At 69.0% G+C, this 21,466-nt stretch carries 19 protein-coding genes and 2 tRNA genes; 10 read left to right on the forward strand and 11 right to left on the reverse strand.

Annotated elements, in window-relative coordinates; genetic code table 11:
• Positions 1-242 precede the first annotated feature (242 nt).
• Positions 243-470, forward strand: a complete 228-nt coding sequence (locus tag ACLQ2T_RS20705; protein ID WP_425768000.1) for a hypothetical protein — start codon at positions 243-245, stop codon at positions 468-470.
• 169 nt (positions 471-639) lie between these two features.
• On the opposite strand, the gene ACLQ2T_RS20710 is transcribed toward ACLQ2T_RS20705, so the two are convergent.
• The 6 genes from ACLQ2T_RS20710 to gyrB form a co-directional block, all read right to left on the reverse strand.
• Positions 640-715, reverse strand: a tRNA-Ala gene (locus ACLQ2T_RS20710).
• Between the two features lie 39 nt (positions 716-754).
• Complete coding sequence (locus ACLQ2T_RS20715) at positions 755-883, reverse strand: DLW-39 family protein (protein ID WP_223884585.1); 129 nt, start codon at positions 881-883, stop codon at positions 755-757.
• Positions 884-928: 45 nt separating this feature from the next.
• A tRNA-Ile gene (locus ACLQ2T_RS20720) sits at positions 929-1,002 on the reverse strand.
• Between the two features lie 367 nt (positions 1,003-1,369).
• Positions 1,370-2,290, reverse strand: coding sequence for a DUF3566 domain-containing protein (locus tag ACLQ2T_RS20725; RefSeq protein ID WP_425768001.1), 921 nt, complete (start codon positions 2,288-2,290; stop codon positions 1,370-1,372).
• A 4-nt stretch (positions 2,291-2,294) separates the two neighbouring features.
• Positions 2,295-4,814: a DNA gyrase subunit A gene (gyrA, locus tag ACLQ2T_RS20730; protein ID WP_425768002.1), complete on the reverse strand. Its 2,520-nt coding sequence runs from the start codon at positions 4,812-4,814 to the stop codon at positions 2,295-2,297.
• Positions 4,815-4,942: 128 nt separating this feature from the next.
• On the reverse strand, positions 4,943-6,889 hold the full coding sequence (gyrB, locus tag ACLQ2T_RS20735; RefSeq protein ID WP_425768003.1) for a DNA topoisomerase (ATP-hydrolyzing) subunit B: 1,947 nt from the start codon (positions 6,887-6,889) through the stop codon (positions 4,943-4,945).
• 540 nt (positions 6,890-7,429) lie between these two features.
• On the opposite strand from gyrB, the gene ACLQ2T_RS20740 reads away from it, so the two are divergent.
• Positions 7,430-8,011, forward strand: a complete 582-nt coding sequence (locus ACLQ2T_RS20740; RefSeq protein WP_327023506.1) for a hypothetical protein — start codon at positions 7,430-7,432, stop codon at positions 8,009-8,011.
• 11 nt (positions 8,012-8,022) lie between these two features.
• Here ACLQ2T_RS20740 and ACLQ2T_RS20745 read toward each other — a convergent pair whose 3' ends face one another.
• From ACLQ2T_RS20745 to dnaA, 5 genes are all read right to left on the reverse strand, one after another.
• Positions 8,023-8,532, reverse strand: coding sequence for a DUF721 domain-containing protein (locus ACLQ2T_RS20745; protein ID WP_425768116.1), 510 nt, complete (start codon positions 8,530-8,532; stop codon positions 8,023-8,025).
• A 52-nt stretch (positions 8,533-8,584) separates the two neighbouring features.
• Positions 8,585-9,718 (reverse strand): DNA replication/repair protein RecF, encoded by a 1,134-nt coding sequence (recF, locus tag ACLQ2T_RS20750; RefSeq protein WP_425768004.1) that lies wholly within the window; start codon positions 9,716-9,718, stop codon positions 8,585-8,587.
• Between the two features lie 15 nt (positions 9,719-9,733).
• A complete protein-coding gene (gnd, locus tag ACLQ2T_RS20755; RefSeq protein WP_425768005.1) occupies positions 9,734-10,606 on the reverse strand; it encodes a phosphogluconate dehydrogenase (NAD(+)-dependent, decarboxylating) in 873 nt (290 codons plus the stop codon).
• Positions 10,607-10,644: 38 nt separating this feature from the next.
• Complete coding sequence (gene dnaN, locus ACLQ2T_RS20760) at positions 10,645-11,778, reverse strand: DNA polymerase III subunit beta (protein WP_425768006.1); 1,134 nt, start codon at positions 11,776-11,778, stop codon at positions 10,645-10,647.
• 767 nt (positions 11,779-12,545) lie between these two features.
• Complete coding sequence (gene dnaA / locus ACLQ2T_RS20765) at positions 12,546-14,348, reverse strand: chromosomal replication initiator protein DnaA (protein WP_425768007.1); 1,803 nt, start codon at positions 14,346-14,348, stop codon at positions 12,546-12,548.
• Positions 14,349-14,987: 639 nt separating this feature from the next.
• Here dnaA and rpmH point away from each other — a divergent pair.
• From rpmH to ACLQ2T_RS20805, 8 genes are all read left to right on the forward strand, one after another.
• Positions 14,988-15,125 (forward strand): 50S ribosomal protein L34, encoded by a 138-nt coding sequence (gene rpmH / locus ACLQ2T_RS20770; RefSeq protein ID WP_013736606.1) that lies wholly within the window; start codon positions 14,988-14,990, stop codon positions 15,123-15,125.
• 35 nt (positions 15,126-15,160) lie between these two features.
• The gene (gene rnpA, locus ACLQ2T_RS20775; RefSeq protein ID WP_425768008.1) at positions 15,161-15,574 is read left to right on the forward strand and encodes a ribonuclease P protein component; all 414 of its coding nucleotides are present in this window, start codon (positions 15,161-15,163) and stop codon (positions 15,572-15,574) included.
• Between the two features lie 44 nt (positions 15,575-15,618).
• Positions 15,619-15,858 carry a membrane protein insertion efficiency factor YidD gene (gene yidD / locus ACLQ2T_RS20780; RefSeq protein ID WP_357531336.1) on the forward strand — a complete coding sequence of 80 codons (240 nt, stop codon included), beginning with the start codon at positions 15,619-15,621 and terminating at the stop codon, positions 15,856-15,858.
• On the forward strand, positions 15,859-16,839 hold the full coding sequence (gene yidC, locus ACLQ2T_RS20785; RefSeq protein ID WP_425768009.1) for a membrane protein insertase YidC: 981 nt from the start codon (positions 15,859-15,861) through the stop codon (positions 16,837-16,839).
• Positions 16,840-17,050: 211 nt separating this feature from the next.
• On the forward strand, positions 17,051-17,623 hold the full coding sequence (locus ACLQ2T_RS20790) for a protein jag (protein WP_425768010.1): 573 nt from the start codon (positions 17,051-17,053) through the stop codon (positions 17,621-17,623).
• 118 nt (positions 17,624-17,741) lie between these two features.
• A complete protein-coding gene (rsmG, locus tag ACLQ2T_RS20795) occupies positions 17,742-18,449 on the forward strand; it encodes a 16S rRNA (guanine(527)-N(7))-methyltransferase RsmG (protein WP_425768117.1) in 708 nt (235 codons plus the stop codon).
• 242 nt (positions 18,450-18,691) lie between these two features.
• Positions 18,692-19,972: an AAA family ATPase gene (locus tag ACLQ2T_RS20800; RefSeq protein WP_425768011.1), complete on the forward strand. Its 1,281-nt coding sequence runs from the start codon at positions 18,692-18,694 to the stop codon at positions 19,970-19,972.
• 27 nt (positions 19,973-19,999) lie between these two features.
• On the forward strand, positions 20,000-21,010 hold the full coding sequence (locus ACLQ2T_RS20805) for a ParB/RepB/Spo0J family partition protein (RefSeq protein WP_425768012.1): 1,011 nt from the start codon (positions 20,000-20,002) through the stop codon (positions 21,008-21,010).
• The last annotated feature ends 456 nt before the right edge of the window (positions 21,011-21,466 follow it).

Genomic DNA, 21,466 nt, shown 5'->3' on the forward strand with positions numbered 1-21,466 from the left:
CCTATTCCCGCAGGTCAACCAGCAAGGTAGCGTGAGATCAACTTATCGACCCTGTCCGTCAAGCCGGGTCAACCCCACGCAGCCTACGACCGGGTCCACCTGGTCACGCTGAGGACGACCTTCCAGGACTCGGTGGCCATCCAGGTGCCGGCGACCTCCCAACCCATAGCGGTACGCGCCTCCTGCCGGCTCGCAGTCCTGCACACCAGCAGCGCGAACTCCGTGCTCGAACTGGACCTGTCATGGACCCGTACCGGCGGAACACGGCCGACATCCCGGAAACCCAGGGCGCCCAGTACCTGGCCTGCCCGTCCCCTGACAGCCAGCACCTGACCCGGACCATCGACCCTGCCTGGCTGCCCCGGGCCGAAAACCAACTCCGGCTCACCTGGCGACAGCTGGACACCTTCGCCGACACCCCCTCGGCCTCCCCCGCCTCCTGGGCCCTCGCCGTCTACACCGCCCCCTAAAACCGAACTCCACCCACCTACAGCGGGTTGATCATGAGGTTGACGGCACTCATTGATCTCCACACTGCCGTCAACCTCATGGTCAACGGAGGCAGCGTCTGCGCGCGCGACGTAAGCGCTTGGCTGTACGGATGGCTGTAGTCGGACCGAGATCAGCCAAGGGAAGTGCTGGTGGAGCCCAGGGGACTCGAACCCCTAACCCCTGCCTTGCAAAGGCAGTGCTCTGCCAGTTGAGCTAGGGCCCCGTAGCGGCCAGAGCCGCCAAGCGGTCGGAACCTACGCGATCAGCGCAGGTCCGGCGAGGTGGTCGCCTCGTGCCAGAGGGCACGCTCGTCGTTGGCTTCCTTGATCTTCATGGCCACCACGGCAGCCACGCCGACGACACCGGCCAGGATCAGCAGCTTCTTGAACATCGGGGCTACCCCTCACGCTCGACGTGGCCGTCGGACCAAGTGCGGTGGGGCTAGCTGGAATCGAACCAGCGACCTCAGAGTTATCAGCTCTGCGCTCTAACCGACTGAGCTATAGCCCCGCGTAGCGACGAGCAACATTAACCCATCCGCCCACGCCGCCCCAAATCGGGGTCGGCCTGGAGCCCTGCTCAACGCCGTCGCCCCTGAACCTACCGGAGAGCACGCGCCGAGCCCACCGAGATACCTGTGCCGGCGGAGTCCAGTCGGGCGACGACGGGAGACTCTTGCCCATTCGCGCGCCTCCGGCGAGGACCAGGCACGGTGATCGACTCCGTTACGCCGAAACGGTGGCTTCCCAGCGCCATGCACCCCGCCGTTTCGGCGTAACGGCGGGGTCAGGCGCCCACGTCAGCGCCCCACTTCGGTGGGAGACAGTCAGCCGGGCCGACCCTTGGGTCGGCCCGGCTGAGATGTCCAGAAGGGCTGTCAGTCGCGCTCGGCGAGGGTCAGCTCGATGCCGCCCACCAGGTCCGCGCAGACGTTGTAGACGAAGGCGCCGAGGGTGGCGAGGGCCGTGAACAGCACGACGTTGACCGCGCCGATCAACATCGAGCTGAAGATCACGCCCTTGGCGGTGATCTGGAAGCCGTTGGTGCCCTGACCACCACCGGCGTTGACCAGATCGCTCAGGCTGTCGTTCACGCTGGAGAACACGCCCATCGCATCCAAGGCCAGGTACAGCACCGAGGTCGCGACGACGATCACGATGAACAGCACCACCGACACGGCGAAGGCGAACTTCATCACGGACCAGGGGTCGATCCGCTTGAGGTTCAGCCGAGCCCGGCGAGGTCCACGCGAGGCAGCCGAACTCACCGAGGAACGGGCGGCGCGTACCGCCTCACCCACCCGCGCCGCTCCCACTGCGGCCGTGCCGACCCCCGGGGGCAATCCGCCCCCGCTGGCCGGACGACCGGTGTTCAGCGGGCGGGAGGGGTCCGGCTTCGGGGCCAGTCCGGTCACCCGCGGCTGGCTGCCGGTCATGCCCGTACCGGTCGTCGGCAACACACCCGTGGTGCCCGCCGAGGCGGGCTGGCCGGCTCGGGTGGTGATCGGCTGGGTGACCGAGGGCTTACCCGCAGCGCTGGCGGACCCCGCCGCAGCGGCAGCCTCGCCACCCGACTTCTCGTCCGCCCCCGCCTCGGCCGCCTGGTCGCCGCCGGGCTTGTCAGGCGGCGGAGTCATGCCGGGAGCTCGTGTGAACTTCGGGGCAGGCGCGTCGGCGGGAACGGTGGCCCGGCCTACGGCCGCACGGCCGGTCGCTGGCGTGCCGTTCTGCGCGGCCTCCTCGTCGACCGGGTTGGCCGAGGTCCCCGCGTTCCCCGACTTCGCCTGTGTCTCCGTCATTCAACTAGTCCTGTTCGTCAGGCTCGTCGGCATTGCGAGCAATCGCCACGATAGTCACGCCATCCGGAAGGTCCATCAGCTTGACCCCCATTGTGTTCCTGTCACGCGTGCGGCGTACAGGCTTCACCGGAGTCCGGATGACGCCACCGTTGCTGGTGATGGCGAACAGCTCGTCGTCCGGGTCGATCACCACAGCGCCGACCAGACCACCGCGCCGCTCGGTGATCTTCGCAGTCAGCACACCCTTACCTCCCCGGCCCTGCACCGGGTATTCCTCGATCGGGGTACGTTTCGCGTACCCGCCGTTCGTGGCCACCAGAACGTCCAGGCCCTCCCGGACGACCTCCATGGCCAACAACTCGTCCTCATCGCTGAACCGCATACCGATCACACCCGAAGTGGCCCGCCCCATCGGCCGCAGCGCCTCGTCGGTGGCGTTGAACCGGATCGCCTGGGCGTTCTTGGAGACCAGCAGCAGATCATCCGTGGGGCCGGCCAGCGCAGCGCCGACCAGCTCGTCCTCATCGCGCAGGTTGATCGCGATGATGCCGCCGGACCGGTTGGAGTCGAACTCCTCAAGCCGCGTCTTCTTCACCAGGCCGTTCTTCGTCGCCAGGACCAGATAGGGAGCCACCTGGTAGTTCGGAATCTCGATGATCTGCGCGATCTGCTCATCCGGTTGGAAGGCGAGCAGGTTCGCCACATGCTGACCCTTGGCCACCCTACTGGCCTCAGGAAGCTCGTACGCCTTGGCCCGGTAGACCCGCCCCTTGTTGGTGAAGAACAGCATCCAGTCGTGCGTCGAGCACACGAAGAAGTGGCTGACGATGTCGTCCTGCCGCAGGGTCGCCCCGCTGACACCCTTGCCACCACGTCGCTGGGAGCGATACAGGTCGACCTTCGTCCGCTTGGCGTACCCGGTGCGGGTGATCGTGACCACCACGTCCTCCCGGGCGATGAGGTCCTCCATGGAGACCTCGCCGTCGAACGGGATGATCTGGGTACGCCGATCGTCGCCCCACTTCGCGACGATCTCGCCCAACTCCTCCGAGACGATCCGCCGCTGCCGCTCCGGCTTGGCCAGAATGTCCTTGAGGTCGGCGATCTCCAGCTCCAGCTTGGCCAGGTCGTCGAGGATCCGCTGCCGCTCCAACGCGGCCAGCCGACGCAACTGCATGTCCAGGATCGCGGTCGCCTGGATCTCGTCGATCTCCAGCAGCCGGATCAGGCCCTGCCGGGCGTCCTCCACCGTCGGCGAACGCCGGATCAGGGCGATCACCTCGTCCAGGGCGTCCAGCGCCTTGGACAGACCGCGCAGGATGTGCGCCCGCTCCTCCGCCTTGCGCAGCCGGAACGCCGTCCGCCGCCGGATCACCTCGATCTGGTGCTCGACGTAGTAGCGGAGGAACTGCGCCAGGTTCAACGTGCGCGGCACCCCGTCGACCAGCGCCAGCATGTTGGCGCCGAAGGTCTCCTGAAGCTGGGTGTGCTTGTAGAGGTTGTTCAGCACCACCTTCGCGACCGCGTCACGCTTGAGCACCAGCACGATCCGCATACCGGTACGCCCGGAGGACTCGTCGCGGATGTCGGCGATGCCGGCTAGCTTGCCCTCCTTGATCAGCTCGGCGATCCGCTCGGCCAGGTTGTCCGGGTTCACCTGGTACGGCAGCTCGCTGACCACCAGGGCCGGCCGCCCGCGCTTGTCCTCCTCGACCTCGACCACGGCCCGCATCCGGATCGAACCCCGACCGGTCCGGTACGCGTCCTGGATGCCCGCCTGGCCGACGATCAGACCGTAGGTGGGGAAGTCCGGACCCTTGACGATCCCGAGCAGCGCTTCGAGGGTGGTCGGCTCGTCCGCCTCCGGATTCTCCAGGCACCACTGCACCGCCGCGCCGATCTCCCGCAGGTTGTGCGGCGGGATCTTGGTGGCCATGCCGACCGCGATGCCCTCGGAGCCGTTGATCAGCAGGTTCGGGATCCGCGACGGCAGAATGGTGGGCTCCTTGGCCCGGCCGTCGTAGTTGTCCTGCAGGTCGACGGTGTCCTCGTCGATGTCCCGCAGCATCTCCATCGCCAGCGGGTCGAGCTTGCACTCTGTATAACGCATGGCGGCAGCCGGATCATTACCGGGCGAACCGAAGTTGCCGTTGCCGTCGACCAGGGGGTAGCGCAGCGACCAGGGCTGGGCCATCCGGACCAGGGCGTCGTAGATGGCCGAGTCGCCGTGCGGGTGGAACTGGCCCATCACGTCGCCGACGACCCGGGAGCACTTCACGTAGCCGCGGTCGGGCCGGTAGCCCGAGTCGAACATGGCGTAGAGGATCTTGCGGTGGACCGGCTTGAGCCCGTCCCGGACGTCCGGCAACGCCCGCCCGACGATCACGCTCATCGCGTAGTCGAGGTAGGAGCGCTGCATCTCCACCTCGAGCCCGACCGGCTCGATCCGGTCGTGCGAGACGACGGCGGCCAGTGCCTCGGGGACCTCGGGCTCGTTGGGTGTGGACTCGGGAGATTCGGTCACTGTTTACCCTTATCAGACTCAGAGTCGTACTTGTGCTGTGGATAACAGCTGTGGATAGCGGCCAAGCTGTGGATAACTCTGTGGACCGACGGCCGGCGCGGATCGACTCCGGCCGGCCGCCGGGCCGCTCAGATGTCCAGGAAGCGGACGTCCTTGGCGTTGCGCTGGATAAATGAGCGGCGCGCCTCGACGTCCTCACCCATCAGCACGCTGAACAGCTCGTCGGCGGTCGCCGCGTCGTCCAGGGTGACCCGGCGCAGGGTACGGGTGGCCGGGTTCATCGTGGTCTCCCACAGCTCCGGGTAGTTCATCTCACCCAGGCCCTTGAACCGCTGGATGTCGTCCGGCTTGGCGTTCGGCTTCTTCTGCTGGCGCAGTGCGATCAGCCCGTCGCGCTCCCGGTCGGAGTACGCGTACTGGGCGTCGTCACCCTTCTTGTTCCACTTGATCTTGTAGAGCGGAGGGGCGGCCAGGTAGACGTGGCCCAGTTCGACGAGCGGGCGCATGAACCGGAACAGCAGGGTCAGCAGCAGGGTCTGGATGTGCTGGCCGTCGACGTCGGCGTCGGCCATCAGCACCACCTTGTGGTAGCGCAGCTTCTCCATGTCGAAGTCGTCGTGGATGCCGGTGCCCAGGGCGGTGATCAGCGCTTGGACCTCGTTGTTCTTCAGCACCCGGTCGATCCGGGCCTTCTCCACGTTCAGGATCTTGCCGCGGATCGGCAGGATCGCCTGGGTACGCGGGTCGCGGCCCTGCTTGGCCGAGCCGCCGGCCGAGTCGCCCTCGACGATGAAGACCTCGGATTCGCGCGGGTCGGTGGACTGGCAGTCGGCCAGCTTGCCGGGCATCGAGCCGGATTCCAGCAGCGACTTGCGCCGGGCCAGCTTGCGCGCCTGCTGGGCGGCGATGCGGGCGCGGGCGGCCTGGGAGGCCTTGGTGATGATGATCTTCGCCTCGGCCGGGTTGCGGTCCAGCCAGTCGACCAGCCGGTCGTTGCAGACCCGTTGGACGAAGCTCTTGACCGGGGTGTTGCCGAGCTTGGTCTTGGTCTGACCCTCGAACTGCGGGTTGGTCAGCTTGACCGAGATGATCGCCGCCAGGCCCTCGCGGATGTCCTCCCCGGAGAGCTTCTCGTCGCCCTTGAGCAGCTTCTTGTCAGCACCGTACCGGTTGACCACGCTGGTCAGCGCGGCCCGGAAGCCTTCCTCGTGGGTGCCGCCCTCGTGGGTGTTGATGTTGTTGGCGAAGGTGTAGACCGACTCGCCGTACGACTCGTTCCACTGCATTGCGATCTCGAGGGACATGCCGTCTTCCTCGGCCCCGAACTCGATCACGGTCTTGTGCATCGGGTTCTTCGAGGCGTTGAGGTGTCGGACGAAGTCGGCGATGCCGCCGTCGTACTTGAAGGTGACCTCGCGCGGCTTGCCGTCCTCGTCCTCGGCGACCCGCTCGTCGAGCAGGTGGATGGTGAGGCCGCGGGTGAGGAAGGCCATCTCCTGGAGGCGCCGGTAGATGGTCTGGAAGTCGAAGTCGGTGGTCTCGAAGACGTCCGGGTCGGGCCAGAAGGAGACCGCCGAGCCGGTCCGGTCGGTGGGCTCGCCCTTCTCCAGCGTGCTCGGCTTGGAGTGGTCGTACTGCTGCCGCCAGACGAAGTCGTCCTTGTGAATCTCGACGGCCATCTTGGTGGAGAGCGCGTTCACCACGGAGACGCCGACGCCGTGCAGGCCGCCGGAGACGGCGTACGCCTTGCCGTCGAACTTGCCGCCGGCGTGCAGTACGGTCAGGGCGACCTCGACACCCGGCTTCTTCAACTTGGGGTGCAGGTCGACCGGGAAGCCACGGCCGTTGTCGGTGACCCGGACCCCGCCGTCGGCGAGCAGCACCACGTCGATGGTGTCGCAGTGTCCGGCCATCGCCTCGTCGACCGCGTTGTCGACGACCTCCCACACCAGGTGGTGCAGTCCGCGTTCGCCGGTCGAGCCGATGTACATACCGGGCCGCTTGCGGACCGCCTCCAGCCCTTCGAGGACGGTGATCGACTCGGCCCCGTACTGCTGATTTTCCTGCGCTGCCACCCTCGGCCACTTTCTCGCACCCGGCGTGCCGGCAGGCACGTCGGACGCGGGTTCGGCGGACAGGGCGCGACGTCGGCGCGCGGACCGGTACCTGGGACAATTCCGGAGTACGGGTCGAACGCGCCGGTCGCCGCGGTTGCCCGCGGATCGCGATCGGCTCGACCCGAGTCGGACAAGTTTCGCCGGCCCGCACCGGGCCCACGAAGCGTCGCTCCGCACCGGGTCTTCGTCTCACGCCAATCTTACTGTGCGCGGGCGATAGAACCACCACTCGGCACCCCTTCGCGCGGGCTCAGATTCACGTAGCGGGCCGAACCGCGCCGTCTGCGACTCCCCCTACACGCCAAGGCATGATCAGCCGATCTGCCGCGTGACGGCGATGCAGGCCGGGGGTCCGACACTCCCCGACCCGGAGCCGGTACCGTCCACGGCGGGCGTTTTCCGGCACCAGGGTCAACGGCCGGCCTTGATCTTTTTGGGCCGGAACCGGACGATCGACCCGATCAGACTCGACCTGTGCATGTGAGAGGTGGACACCAGATGGGGCTGGACAACGTCGCGGTCCAGTGGCCGCGGACCGGCCGCTTCTACGACCCGGTCGCACCGGCCGAGTTCGTCGACTTCGGCGACATCGTCGATGTGCCGGGGATCTCGGCGCCGACCGCCGCGCTCGCGGAACTGATCGCGAAGACCGGCACCGTCCGGGCGACCGCGTACACCGAGGTGGTGGATCTGATCCTCGGCCTGGACGGGGTGCTCTACGCCACCGAGGCGGCGGCGGAGGACGAGGACCCGGTCATCGACCCGGACGGGTGCGCCTGGATTGCCGGCGGCATCGAGCGGTTCGTGGCGGCGCACCGGCCGCACGGCGAGGCCGTCAGCTTCGAGTCCGTCGGGGTGGTGCTGCGCTCGTTGCTGGCCGACGGTCGCTTGGCCGAGCAGCAGCTGCGTTGGTTGGACAGTCGGCTGGAGGCGCTGCGCGACGACAGCGGGGCCGCGCCCCAGTGGACCTTCACCTGTGCGGAGCTGAGTGTGGTGGCGGCCTTCTACCGGCGCTGCGCGGACCGGGGCTTCGCGGTGTACGCGGACTCGGCGGCGCCGCGCCGGGCGGTCCAGCCGTAGGCCGCCAGCCGTCAGCCGTAGGTGTCGCGGGGGCCTCGGCCGCGTACCCGGCGGGGGCCCCGGGACCAGGAGGGCGCGGCCGGGCCGTGGATGTGCAGCTTTCGTACGACGTTGTGGCCGATCTCACGGCCGATCTGTTGCAATAGTGAGCCGGCGAGCAGGCGCAGTTGGGTGGCCCAGGCGGTGGATCGGGCTTCCACGGTCAGTTCGCCGTTCTCCAGCTTGACCGGTCGGCTGTGTTGGGCCACCTCCGCTCCGACGACCCGTTCCCAGGCGCCGAAGACGGTCGCCTCGGCGGCCGGTTGTTGCCAGCCGCGTGCCTTGACCAGTCGGTTCAGCACGGCGCCGAGGGGTTGGGGGTCGCGGGGGTCCGGTCCGGGGCCGGAGTAGCCGCGCAGTCGCCGTTCACCGCCGGCCCCGTCGGTCGTACGGCGGCGGGGCCGTGCGGCCGCGGCCCGGCGGGCCTTGGCCGCGTCGAGTACCGCCCGGGCCAGTTCCGGCCCGGCCACCCCCTCCGGCATCTCGGGAGTCCCGCCCGGTGTCCGGTCGCCGCCCTCGGCGGGGTGTTTCGACTCATCCGGCACGTCGTACCGTCCCCTCCGCCACCTCGTACCGGGCGCCCCGGAGGGCCTCGGGTACGTCGTCGGCGACCGCGCAGGTAACCAGCAGTTGACTGGCCCCACTGACCAGTTCGGCGAGCCGTTCCCGGCGGCCGGCGTCCAGTTCGGCGAAGACGTCGTCGAGGACGAGTACGGGTTCGAGGCCGTCGTCGCGCAGCAGGTCGTAGCCGGCCAGCCGAAGGGCCAGGGCGTACGACCATGATTCGCCGTGGCTGGCGTACCCCTTGGCGGGTAGTGGCCCGAGGCTGAGGGTGAGGTCGTCGCGGTGCGGGCCGACCAGGGTGGTGCCCCGTTCGATCTCGGCGGAACGTTGCTGCTCCAGGGCGGCGGCGAGCAGTTTGGCGAGGTTCTCCCGGTCGGTGATCGGCTCGGTCAGTTCGACGCAGGGCCGGTAGGCGATGGTGGCCGCCCCGCGCCCGGCGGCGACCGCCTCGTACGCCCTGGCGACGTGTGGGGTCAGCGCGGCGACCAGTTCCAGCCGCCCGGCGAGCAGTTCGGCGCCGTGTCGGGCCAGGTGGGTGTCCCAGACGGCCAGGGTGGACAGGTCACCGCCCCGGGTGCCGCCGGTCTTGCGGGCCAGGTACGCGGTACGCAGCAGGGCGTTGCGTTGTTTGACCACCCGGTCGTAGTCGGCCCGGACCCCGGCGTACCGGGGTTGGCGCAGCACCAGCAGGTCGTCGAGGTAGCGGCGGCGTTCGGCGGGGTCGCCCCGGACGAGTTCGAGGTCCTCCGGGGCGAAGAGCACCAGCCGTAGGGCGCCGAGCACGTCCCGGGCGCGGCGGGCCGGGGAGCGGCCCAGTCGGGCCCGGTTGGCCTTACCGGGCACGATCTCCAACTCGACGAGCAGTTCCCGGCCCTCGTGTACGACCGCGCACCGGATCACCGCGGCGGAGGCGCCCATCCGGACCAGTGGGGCGTCCGTGGCGACCCGGTGCGAGTCCAGGGTCGCCACGTAGCCGAGCGCCTCGACCAGGTTGGTCTTGCCGACACCGTTGGCGCCGATCAGGATGTTCGGTCCCGGTTCGAGGTCGACACCGACCCGCTCGTACGAGCGGAAGTCGACCAGTTCGAGCCGGCGGACGTACACGGGGCCGGGTGCCGGTCAGCGCTTGCGTACGGCGTGGCCGCCGAACTGTTGGCGCAGTGCGGAGACGGCCTTCAGGGCCGGCGACTCGTCCTGGCGGGAGCCGAACCGGGCGTACAGCGAGGCGGTGATGACGTGCAGGGGTACGGCCAGGCGGACCGCCTCGTCGACCGTCCAGCGGCCCTCGCCGGTGTCCTCGGTGTAGTCGGTCAGCTGGGCCAGTTCCGGGTCCTCGTCGAGCGCCCGGTCGAGCAGGTCCAGCAGCCAGGAGCGCACCACGGTGCCTTCCCGCCAGGACTTGATCACGCCGGGCACGTTGGTGACCAGTTCGGAGGCGGTCATCAGCTCGTAGCCCTCGGCGTAGGCGTGCATCAGGCCGTACTCGATGCCGTTGTGCACCATCTTGGCGTAGTGGCCGGCACCGACCGGACCGGCGTGCACGAAGCCGTACTCGCCTTCGGGCTTGAGGGCCTCGAAGATCGGCATGAGTCGGTCGACGTGTTCCTGGGAGCCACCGACCATCAGGCCGTAGCCGTTCTGCCGGCCCCAGACGCCCCCGGAGACACCCACGTCGACGTAGCCGATGCCGCGCTCGTTGAGGCGTTCGGCGCGGGGGGCGTCGTCGCTGAATCGCGAGTTGCCGCCGTCGATGATGATGTCGCCTTCGCCGAGTACCTCGGCCAGTTCGTCGATGGTGGCGTCGGTGACGGCGGCGGGCACCATCACCCAGACCGCGCGGGGGGCCGCCAACTTCTCGGCCAGTTCCGCGGCGTTCGCGACATCACTCAGCTCCGCGTTGTGGTCCAAACCGACCACCTCGTGTCCGGCGGCGCGCAGTCGCTCGCGCATGTTGCCGCCCATCCGACCGAGGCCTACCAGGCCGAGCTGCATCTCGTGGTTACCTTTCGTGGGGTGCTGGTGCTCTGCGATCAGCGGGATACGCGGATCGGCATGATGAGGTACCGGTACCCACCGATGAGCTCGCCATCCTCGCCGGCAGGAGATATCACCGCGGGCTTGAAGGCGTCGACGAACTGAAGTACGGCGAACTGGGCGCCGAGGTTTGACAGCCCGTCGATGAGGTACTGCGGGTTGAAACCGATGGTCAGGGCCTCGCCGGTGAAGGTGGCCTCCATCGCCTCGCTGGCCCGGGCCTCCTCGGTGCCGCCGGCCTCGACGACCAGTCCGTCGGCGCTGAAGCTGAGCAGGACGGGGGTGGTGCGTTCGGCGACCAGGGCCACCCGCTTGACCACCTCGATGAGGGTGCTCACCGGCACCCGGGCCTCGGCGTTGTGGCTGGCGGGGAAGAGCGAGCGCACCGGCGGGTAGTTGGCGCCGTCGAGCAGCCGGCTGGTGGTGCGCCGGGTGCCGCCGGAGAATCCGATCATCCCCTCGCCGGCCGAGCCCTGGGACAGGGCCATGGTGACCTGGCCGCCGAGCGGCCCGAGGGCCTTGGCGGTGTCGTTGAGGGTGCGGGCCGGGACCAGTGCGTTGATGCTGATCTCCGGGTCGTCCGGGTTCCACTCCATCTCGCGCAGCGCCAGGCGGTAGCGGTCGGTGGCGAGCATGGCCAGGGTGCCACCGGACAACTCGACCCGGACCCCGGTCATCATCGGCAGGGTCTCGTCCCGGCTGGCCGCGACGGCCACCTGGGCGACGGCGGCGGCGAAGGCGGCCGCGTCGATCGTGCCGGCGCTTTCCGGCATCTCCGGCAGGGTCGGGTAGTCCTCCACCGGCATGGTGGGCAGGGTGAACCGGGCGCTGCCGCAGACCAGTTCGAGGTGTGCCCCCACCGCGGCGATGTCCACCGGCTTGCCGGGCAGGGCCTTGGTGATCTCGGCCAGTAGGCGGCCGGAGACCAGCGCGGCGCCGTCGGCGTCGCCCTGCACCTCCACGGTCACCTGGCTGGAGACTTCGTAGTCGAAGCCGGAAACCTGCAGGGTGCCGTCGGTGACACGGAGCATCACGCCGGCCAGCACCGGTACGGACGGCCGGTTGGGCAGGCTCTTAGCGGTCCAGGCCACGGCCTCGGCGAGCGCGTCGCGCTCCACTCGGAACTTCATCAATGCCTCCGCGTCGACGTCGACGTCGTCAACTCTCTCATGCCGGCCGCTGCCCACTGACCCGCCTGGCGTGCGGTACCCCTCGCACCTTAGGGCGCGAGGGTATCGGCTGTGTGTCCGACCCCGTGGATCGTGTCGGTGCTGATGCGGTCTGCGGCAGCAATCGAGACGATCCACAGGAAGTCCAACGGTGATGATTGGTTTTCGTTCTTTTAGAAGAGATAACCCATCGTCTTCATCGCACCTGTGCAAACTGTGGAGAACTCTCGTCTGCCCTGGTCAGGGCGCTGCGGGCCGGTGGTTTTCTTGTGGACAACCCGGGGTACAACCCGCTGCTTCGTCCACAGGTGGTCTCCGCGTCCCCAGTTGTCCACCGTCGTCCACTGGTTATCCACCGGTTATCCACCGACTTTCTCCCCAGCCCTGTGGATCGGGATGGAGAGGATCGGGCTCGTTTTCCCCAGAACCTTCAACAGGTTGCCCACAGGGGGGTCGTGGGCGGTGGACAGAGTGAGCGGTTGTCCACAGGCGTCCACAGGCGTCCACAACCTTGTCCCCAGCTTTTCTCCACAGCCTGTGGGTAACCGGCCATATGCAGCGCGTGGTTATCCACAGCCTGTGGGCGACAAGTTGTGGACAACGAGTGGGCGCCTGTGGGGTCACGGCCTCGATGCTGTGGTCTACACCTCGTCGAGAGTCAACTCGTCGACACCAAAAAGCCCGGCCGGATGGTCCCGGCCGGGCTCCTGTGGAGACGTACGTCTCCTCTAGGTGTTCTGCTTGATCCGGTTGGTCAGCTCGGCGATCTGGTTGTAGAGCGAGCGGCGCTCGGCCATCTGCTGACGGATCTTCCGGTCGGCGTGCATCACGGTGGTGTGGTCCCGGCCACCGAAGGCCTGACCGATGCGGGGCAGCGACAGGTCGGTCAGCTCGCGACACAGGTACATGGCCACCTGGCGGGCGTTGACGAGCACCCGGGAGCGGGAGTGGCCCCGCAGGTCCTCCAGGCTGACGCCGAAGTAGTCGGCGGTGGAGACCATGATCTGGTCGGCGGTGATCTCCGGGCCGGCGCCGTCCGGGATGAAGTCCCGCAGCACCTCCTCGGCCAGCGACAGTTCGACACTGGAGCGGGTCAGGCTGGCGAAGGCGGTGACCCTGATCAGGGCCCCCTCCAACTCCCGGATCGAGTTCGACACCCGGGAGGCGATGAACTCCAGGACGTCCGGCGGGGCGTACAGCCGCTCCTGCGCCGCCTTCTTCTGCAGGATCGCGATCCGGGTCTCCAGGTCCGGCGGCTGGATGTCGGCCAGCAGGCCCCACTCGAAGCGGGTCCGCAGCCGGTCCTCCAGGGTCGCCAGCTGCTTCGGCGAGCGGTCCGAGGTGATCACGATCTGCTTGTTGGCGTTGTGCAGGGTGTTGAAGGTGTGGAAGAACTCCTCCTGGGTCCGCTCGCGGTTCTCCAGGAACTGGATGTCGTCGATCAGCAGGATGTCGACGTCGCGGTAGCGGCGCTGGAAGGCGCTGGTCTTGTCGTCCCGCAGGGAGTTGATGAAGTCGTTGGTGAACTCCTCGGTCGAGACGTACCGGACCGAGCGGGCGTTGCCCAGGGTGGTGGCGTAGTGCCCGATGGCGTGCAGCAGGTGGGTCTTGCCCAGCCCGGAGCTGCCGTAGATGAACAGCGGGTTGTACGCCTTCGCCGGTGATTCGGCCACCGCGACGGAGGCGGCGTGGGCGAACCGGTTGGACGAACCGATGACGAAGGTCTCGAACATGTACTTCGGGTTGAGACGGTTACCGCTGCTGTCCGCACCGGCCGCCAGCCGCCGGTCGTCGCGGGAGCGATGGTCCGGGCCACTGCGGCCGGGACCGCTGTCGGTGCCGCCGTCGCCGGGCATCGGGCGGATCAGGTGTTGGTCGCGAGGGCTCTCGCCGTACCGGCCGCCGTATCCGTGTGTGGACGGCGGGTCCACCCGGCCGGCCTGTTCGGTGTAGCCGAGTCGCTGGGCTGGCCGCCGGGCTTCACCCGGCCGGCTCGGTTCGACGAAGGCCGTACCGAAGAGGGTTTCCTGACCCTCGGCCACGGGCGGACCGGTACGCGGGCCGGTGGTGGCGTCGGGGTGGGGAGCCTCCGGTGCGGGACGATCGAACCGGTGGGGGTGGTGCTGCTCGGGAATGAGCGGCAGCTGCTGGCGGTCGTCGGCCGTCGCGTCCGGCGCGGCAGGGCCGTCGAAGCCGACCGGGCCGCTGTCATGGGCCCCCGCACCCGACTCCTGGGCGCTGCGGTAGACCGTGCCTTCGGTACGGCCGTCATCGGGCAGCCGAACGGTGACCGCCACCTGGATCGGTCGACCGAGTCGGCGGGTGAGTGCCTCGGTGATGGCCGGCCGCAACCGCGACTCGATCACGTCTCGGGTGAAGGCGTCGGGCACGGACAGCAGCACGGTGTCCTCGACGATGGCCCGCAACCGGGTCAACCGCAGGTACGCCCGCTGCTGCGCGGAGATGATCTCATCGGCGAGTTCATCCGTGGTCGCCGTCCACACCGCGGCAAGGTCGGTCGTACCGGCCACCGTCGTGCCACCCCCTCGCCTCTGCTCCCGGATGCCGCCGTCCCCCCGGAGGCCCAGTGCCGGGCAGGTGTGACCGGTAGCTCACCCGTCGTCCCACCCGGTCGTTCTCCACAAGTTATCCACAGCCTGTGTACCGACCGATTGTGGCCGCCTGCCGGGCGTGGGTCGGACCTACCCCCTGCCGTGGCCGGGTGCTGAAGCGGGGTTCACCGTGCCGAACGATTCACCACCGTGTCCGGTCTTGCCCCGCCGACGACATCCCGGACCTGGAGACGCGGACCGCAATCGGGCACGGTAACAGCGATGTCGCCGCGTCATCAACCGTCGACGCGCCTGGCGCCTTGTCGGTATCAGTGAAAACGGCCGCTTCGGTCCTCCTTCGCCCCAGGTGACCGTACGGGTCGGCCGGTTTGACGGTGATTGCACCCCGACCTACGCTGGAGGGGCTGCTCTCACGCCCTCTGCTAGGGTGATGGGTGCTCGCTGCCTGTGGGGGGCTCCCGACGTTCCTGAGATGTCGCGGAGTGTGCGCTCGTCGCACCCGTCCGGGCAGCACCGATCGAGGCCGCCATGCGGCGGCCTGGCCCACCATGACCTCGGCGATTCGTGCCGTGGCCGTCCGACAACGGAGAGCCTGACGTGAGCAAGCGCACCTACCAGCCGAACAACCGCCGGCGCGCGAAGACCCACGGCTTCCGGCTGCGTATGCGCACCCGGGCCGGCCGCGCCATCATCTCGACCCGCCGCGCCAAGGGTCGCGCCCGCCTGTCGGCCTGAGGCCGACCGGGCCCGCTCCCGGGGAACTGGCAGTCGTGCTGACAGCCGCGCATCGACTGCGGCGCAGTAGCGACTTCGCCGCAGCGGTTCGCGGTGGCCGTCGGGCTGGTCGAGGCACCCTGGTGGTGCACCTGACACTACCGACGGCTACCGGAGGTACACCCGACGTAGCACCGGAACCGGCACGGGGTGGCACGGAGGAAGACTCCGCGCCGGTGTCCCGTGCCGGTTTCGTGGTTTCCAAGGCCGTGGGCCCGGCGGTGGTCCGGAACAAGGTCCGTCGCCGGTTGCGGCATCTGGTCCGGGAGCGGCTCGCGGACCTGCCGCCCGGGAGCACCCTCGTCGTACGGGCCCTGCCGGCCGCCGCGGAGGCCACGTACCAGCGCCTCGGTGCCGACCTGGACGACGCCCTGAGCGCCGCCCGGACCAGCCGGGGACGGCGACGGTGAGCACCCAGCCGCCGATGGGTCCGCCGACCAGCGTCGGTGCCCGGATGCTGGCCCTGCCCATCATCGCGTACCGTCGGTGGATAAGTCCGGCACTGCCGGCCCGCTGTCGGTTCTACCCGTCGTGTAGCGCGTACGCCCTGGAGGCGGTCACCCGACACGGAGCCTTTCGGGGAGCCGGACTGACGGTCCGGCGGCTGTCGCGCTGCCATCCATTCAATCCTGGTGGATACGACCCGGTACCGGAGCCGGGCGACCGCCGAGCTGCCGACGTGACTGGAGCCTGAGTGTTTAGTCTCGACTGGATCTACTACGCGATCTCGTGGATCCTGCTGGCCTGGCATTCGGCCTGGGACGCCATCGGGGTGCCGGACACCACGGTCATCGGTACCAACTGGTCCTGGATCCTGGCCATCGTCTTCCTGGTGGTCACCGTCCGGGTGATCCTCTTCCCGATCTTCGTCAAGCAGATCAAGTCGCAGCGGGCGATGCAGGCGCTTCAGCCGCAGGTGAAGGCCCTGCAGGAGAAGCACAAGGGTGACCGGGAGACGCTCCAGAAAGAGATGATGGAGCTCTATCGGAAGGAAAAGGCCAACCCGCTGATGGGCTGCCTTCCGATGTTCCTCCAGATCCCGGTCTTTCTCGGCCTCTTCCACGTGCTGCGCCGGTTGAACCCGGACCCGGGGAAGACCAACAAGGACATCTACGGCTGGACGGTCGAGCAGTTCAACAGCGCCTCGGACGCCACCCTGTTCACCGCCCCGATCGCCAGCAAGTTCGGCTCCACGGCGGCGGAGCTGGCCCAGCTCGGCGCCAACGGCACCACCGTCAAGATCATGGCCGGGGTGCTGGTGCTGGTGATGATGGGCACCACCTACCTCACCAGCCGTCAGATGATCCTCAAGACCGGCTGGGCGGAGGATCCCCAGCAGCGGATGATCCAGCGCCTGATGCTTTACGGCATCCCGCTGTCCCTGTTGGTCTCCGGCGCGATCTTCCCGATCGGTGTGATCATCTACTGGGTCACCAACAACCTCTTCACCCTCGGCCAGCAGCAGTGGGTGCTGCGGAAGTTCCCCCCGCCGGTGACCGCGACCAGCAAGCCGGGCACCGGTAAGCAGCAGCCGGCGAAGACCACCGGCCTGTTCGGCCGCAGCAAGCCCGCCCCGGAGCCGACCAAGCCGGCTGCGCCGAAGGTCGCCGGCCCGAAGCCGGGGGCCAAGCCGGCCAACCCGAAGAAGGGTCGCCCCGCCAAGCGGCAGGGCTGAACCGTCCGGGCCGTCGCCGGGAAGCCGGTGACGGCCCGTCGCGTGACGTGCTGCCGCCGAGAGGCCGGCGCCGCAGGCGGGAAGCGCCGCGCAGGTCGCGGTGGAGGGGCGAGACTGCCCTACAGACGTGCCCGTGGGCACCGGCGAGGTCCCGCCGGCCCCGGGGAACCAGCGGACCGCAGGTCCGGCCGAGCGAGTACGGAGATGAACCGTGACCGACACCAGCATCCCCCGCGCCGACCAGCCCACGGACGACGAGCCGACTGCGGCGGCTCCGGTGGACGCCGAGCCTGAGGCGACCGAGGCGGCGCCGTCCAAGAGTGAGGGCGACCTGTTCCGGCAGAGTGAGATCGCAGCCGACTACGTCGAAGGGCTCCTCGACATCCTCGACTACGACGGCGACATCGACGAGTTGGTGTCCGGTGGTCGTCCGGTGGTCGAGGTGGTCGGCGGCCGTCTGCAGAATCTCGTCGGCCAGCGGGGTGCCACCCTCGAAGCCCTCCAGGAGTTGGCCCGGCTGGCCGTGTTCCGGCAGACCGGGTCGCCCAGCCGACTACTGCTCGACGTGGGTGGCTACCGGGCCGGCCGGCGCAAGGAACTGGCCGCGGTGGCGCGTAACGCCGTCGAGAAGGTCAAGGAGCACGGCGAGGCGGTGCGGCTGGAACCGATGTCCGCCTTCGAGCGTAAGTGCGTGCACGACGTGGTGAACGCGATCGACGGGGTGGAGAGCGAGTCTGAAGGTGTCGAGCCCAACCGGCGGATCGTCGTCCGCCCCGCGGACTGAGCGGGTGAACCGAGACGACCTCCAGGGTGTCCCGACCGGCCCGGGTGGTGCGCCGCCCGGGCCGCCGGCTGTCCGGCCTGGACACCGCGCCTCGGCCGATTCCTCGCCCGACCCGGCCGTGGCGGTGTTGCCACCGGAGTTGGCCGAGGCGGCCGGGCGACTCTTCGGTGATCGGCTCGACCTGGCTGCCGCGTACGCCGAACTGCTGGCCACCGACGGTGTCGTACGCGGCCTCATCGGGCCCCGGGAGGCACCTCGGATCTGGGACCGGCATCTGCTGAACTGCGCGGTGGTGGGTGAGCTGATCCCGACCGGCGCCACCGTGATCGATGTGGGGTCCGGGGCGGGCCTACCCGGGCTGGTGCTCGCCATCGCCCGTCCCGACCTGCGGGTGACCTTGCTGGAACCGCTGGCTCGTCGCACCGCCTTTCTCACCGAGGCGGTGGAGGAGTTGGGGCTGGACGTTCAGGTGCGGCGAGGACGGGCCGAGGAGGTCGCGACGGGACCCGACCCATTGCAGGCCGACGTGGTGACCGCCCGCGCGGTGGCGCCGTTGGACCGACTGGCCGCCTGGTGTCTGCCGCTGGCGGTGCTGGGTGGCCGGTTGGTGGCCCTCAAGGGCGCCTCTGCGGCAGACGAGATCGTCGAACACGCCCCGGCGGTGCATCGCCTGGGCGGGGCGGAGCCCGTGCTGCACCGGTGCGGCGAGGACCTCATCGATCCGCCCACCGTCGTGGTCGAGATCGCGCGAGATCGCCTGGTGGGTCCCGCGGCCCGTGCTTCGGTCAAGAAGGCCCGGGGCAAGAGGTCCCGCCCACAGCGGTGAGCGGGGTTCACATCCCACTCCGGGTGGCGGTCAATGTGGGTGTAATCCGGCGGGTTGCGAACCCAACATGGACCGGCCACGCCCATGGGCCGTAGGCTGACCGCGCGTCGATAGTGTTGGAGCGGGCGGCGATGGATCTTCTCTTGGCCTGCCCCTCCTGCCGGGCGACACCTCTGCGAGACAACGCGAGTGGCCCGGCTGACGGGTGCGGACCGACCATCCGAAGCGGGCAGGGATGACAGGTGCATGACGACGGCAGGTATGACGATCCGCGCGTGACCGGGTCCGCGAGTGACCCTGTTTCACGTGAAACCGAGCACCCGGGTTGGCGGCCCTCCGGGGCCGCGCAAAACCCGTCGGACCCTCAGGCGGGGGGGTCCCCGGCGGATGCGCCGTGGCCGAGCAGCGGAGAGGCGGCATCGGGTCGGGAGGGGCCGGACTCAGCGGCTCGCCCAGGCAATGCCACCCCGGAGGCGCGGGTGATTCCTATCCGTCGTAACACCTCCGCCTCGGCACGGTTCGAGGCGGCACCCTCGTACCAGCCCGTGCCGGATCCGCGGCCTGCATCCGACACGCCCGCCGGCCCCTACGAGCCGGCAGCACCTGAGGCCGCGTACGTTTCACGTGAAACCCCGACGCGCGAAGAGGATGACCCACCGTTGGCTATGGAGGCGATGCGCGCCGTGCAGATCCTGAATCCCAGTGGCGAGGTGACCATGCCTCGGCCGGAACGGACCCGGGTGATGTGCGTCGCCAACCAGAAGGGCGGCGTGGGGAAGACCACGACCACGGTAAACCTTGCAGTGGCGCTGGCCCTGCACGGCAACCGGGTACTAGTGGTGGACCTCGACCCGCAGGGCAACGCCTCCACCGGGCTGAACGTTCCGCATCACACCGGGGTGCCGGACGTGTACGACTGTCTGATCAACAGCGTGCCCCTGGAGGAGGTGGCGCAGGGGGTCGAGGGCATCCCGAACCTCTGGTGCGTACCGGCCACCATCGACCTTGCCGGCGCCGAGATCGAACTGGTCTCCGTGGTGGCCCGCGAGTCCCGGCTGGCCCGAGCCATCGCCGCTTACCCCGGGCACTTCGACTACGTCTTCATCGACTGCCCGCCGTCGCTGGGCCTGTTGACGGTGAACGCCCTGGTGGCCGCCCAGGAGGTGCTCATCCCCATTCAGTGCGAGTACTACGCGCTGGAAGGGCTGAACCAACTGATCAACAACATCAACCTGGTCCGCCAGCACCTCAACCCGCGGCTTGAGGTGTCCACCATCCTGCTCACCATGTACGACCGGCGTACCCGCCTCGCCGACGCCGTCGAGCAGGATGTGCGGAACCACTTCGGCGACAAGGTGCTGCAGGCGGTCATCCCCCGTAACGTCCGGGTCTCGGAGGCGCCCAGCTACGGCCAGTCGGTGGTGACCTACGATCCCGGATCGCGGGGGGCGACGAGTTACTTCGAAGCCGCCCAGGAGATCGCCGAGCGGGGCGTCAAGGAGCCGGTGGGCCGGAATGCGTAGTGCGGATGAGGCGCTGGGAGGCGTGGCATGAAGAACCGTCCTAGGGGCGGTCTGGGACGGGGCCTGGGGGCCCTGATCCCGACCGGGCCGGCACCGGATGCCGGTGCTGGTTCTGCCGCGATCCCGGCCGAAGCGAGCGCGGCGCAGGCCGTCGAGGTGGCACCTGCCGCGCTGTCGCCGACTCCGGCGATCGCTCCTGATCCGATCCTGACCCCGGTGCCCGGCGCACGCTTCGCCGAGATCTCGGTCGACTCGATCGTGCCCAACCCGAAGCAGCCTCGGCAGGTCTTCGACGAGGATGCCCTGGAGGAGCTGAAGATCTCGATCCGGGAGGTCGGCTTTCTCCAACCGATCGTGGTCCGGCAGCTTGACGACGAGAAGTTCGAACTCGTCATGGGCGAGCGGCGCTGGCGAGCAGCCCAGGCGGTCGGCCGGGAAACCATCCCGGCGATTGTCCGGGACACCCGCGACGACGCCATGCTCCGCGACGCGCTGCTGGAGAACATCCACCGGGCCAATCTGAACCCCCTGGAAGAGGCTGCGGCCTATCAGCAGCTGCTGGAGGAGTTCGGGGCTACCCACGAGGAGCTGGCCCGCCGGATCGGCCGCAGCCGGCCGCAGATCTCCAACACGATCAGACTGCTGAACCTGCCGGCACAGGTGCAGCGCCGGGTCGCCGCCGGGGTGCTCTCGGCCGGACACGCTCGGGCGCTGCTGAGTCTGGAGGACTCAGAGGCCCAGGAGCAGCTGGCGCTGCGGATCGTGGCCGAGGGCCTGTCGGTACGAGCGACGGAAGAAATCGTCGCACTCTCGCTGAGCGAGGACGCCGGAAAGAAGGAGCCGAGCAAGCGTCGGGCCAAGCCGCACGCCCCCGGGCTGAACGATCTGGCCGACCGGCTCTCCGATCGCTTCGACACCCGAGTCAAGGTCGACATCGGCCGGAGCAAGGGCAAGATCACTATCGAGTTCGCCACGGTCGACGATCTGGAGCGAATCGTCGACCTCATCGGGGTGGACCGGAAACAGCCGGAAAGCTGAGGGCAACCGCCCGGCGACAACGGCCGCATCTTCTTCGGAAGGTGCGGCCGTTGCGCGAGGCGAGTTTCACGTGAAACCGCGCCGAAGACCGCCGCCTGAGCGCATGGAACGCTCGTTCCGAGCCGAGTGCGGGCCGGCAGGGTCGCGGCGGGCGGGAAGGCCGAGGAGCGTCGTCCCGCTGAGTGGCGCTCCGGGTTGAGTGAGGTCTGGCGGAACGAGGGCTGGACCGGAGTGGCGCGCCGGGTTGAGTGAGGGCCAGTTGGAGGGCCGGCACCGTCGTGGTCACCCTGAGGGCTGGGATGAGGGCCAGAGTGATTGGGAGCCAGTGCGGTGGGTGGTGGGGTGGGTGCCGCACCAGCGTCCGGGCGGTTCTCAGGGGCGACCCGCGGCGGTGGTCCGCAGCGCCCGACGCCGCGTCGAACTCCCTCGCCCGTCAACGGCCAGGCCGTTGGCGCA

Source organism: Micromonospora sp. DT229 (genome assembly GCF_049844505.1).
GTDB lineage: Bacteria > Actinomycetota > Actinomycetes > Mycobacteriales > Micromonosporaceae > Micromonospora.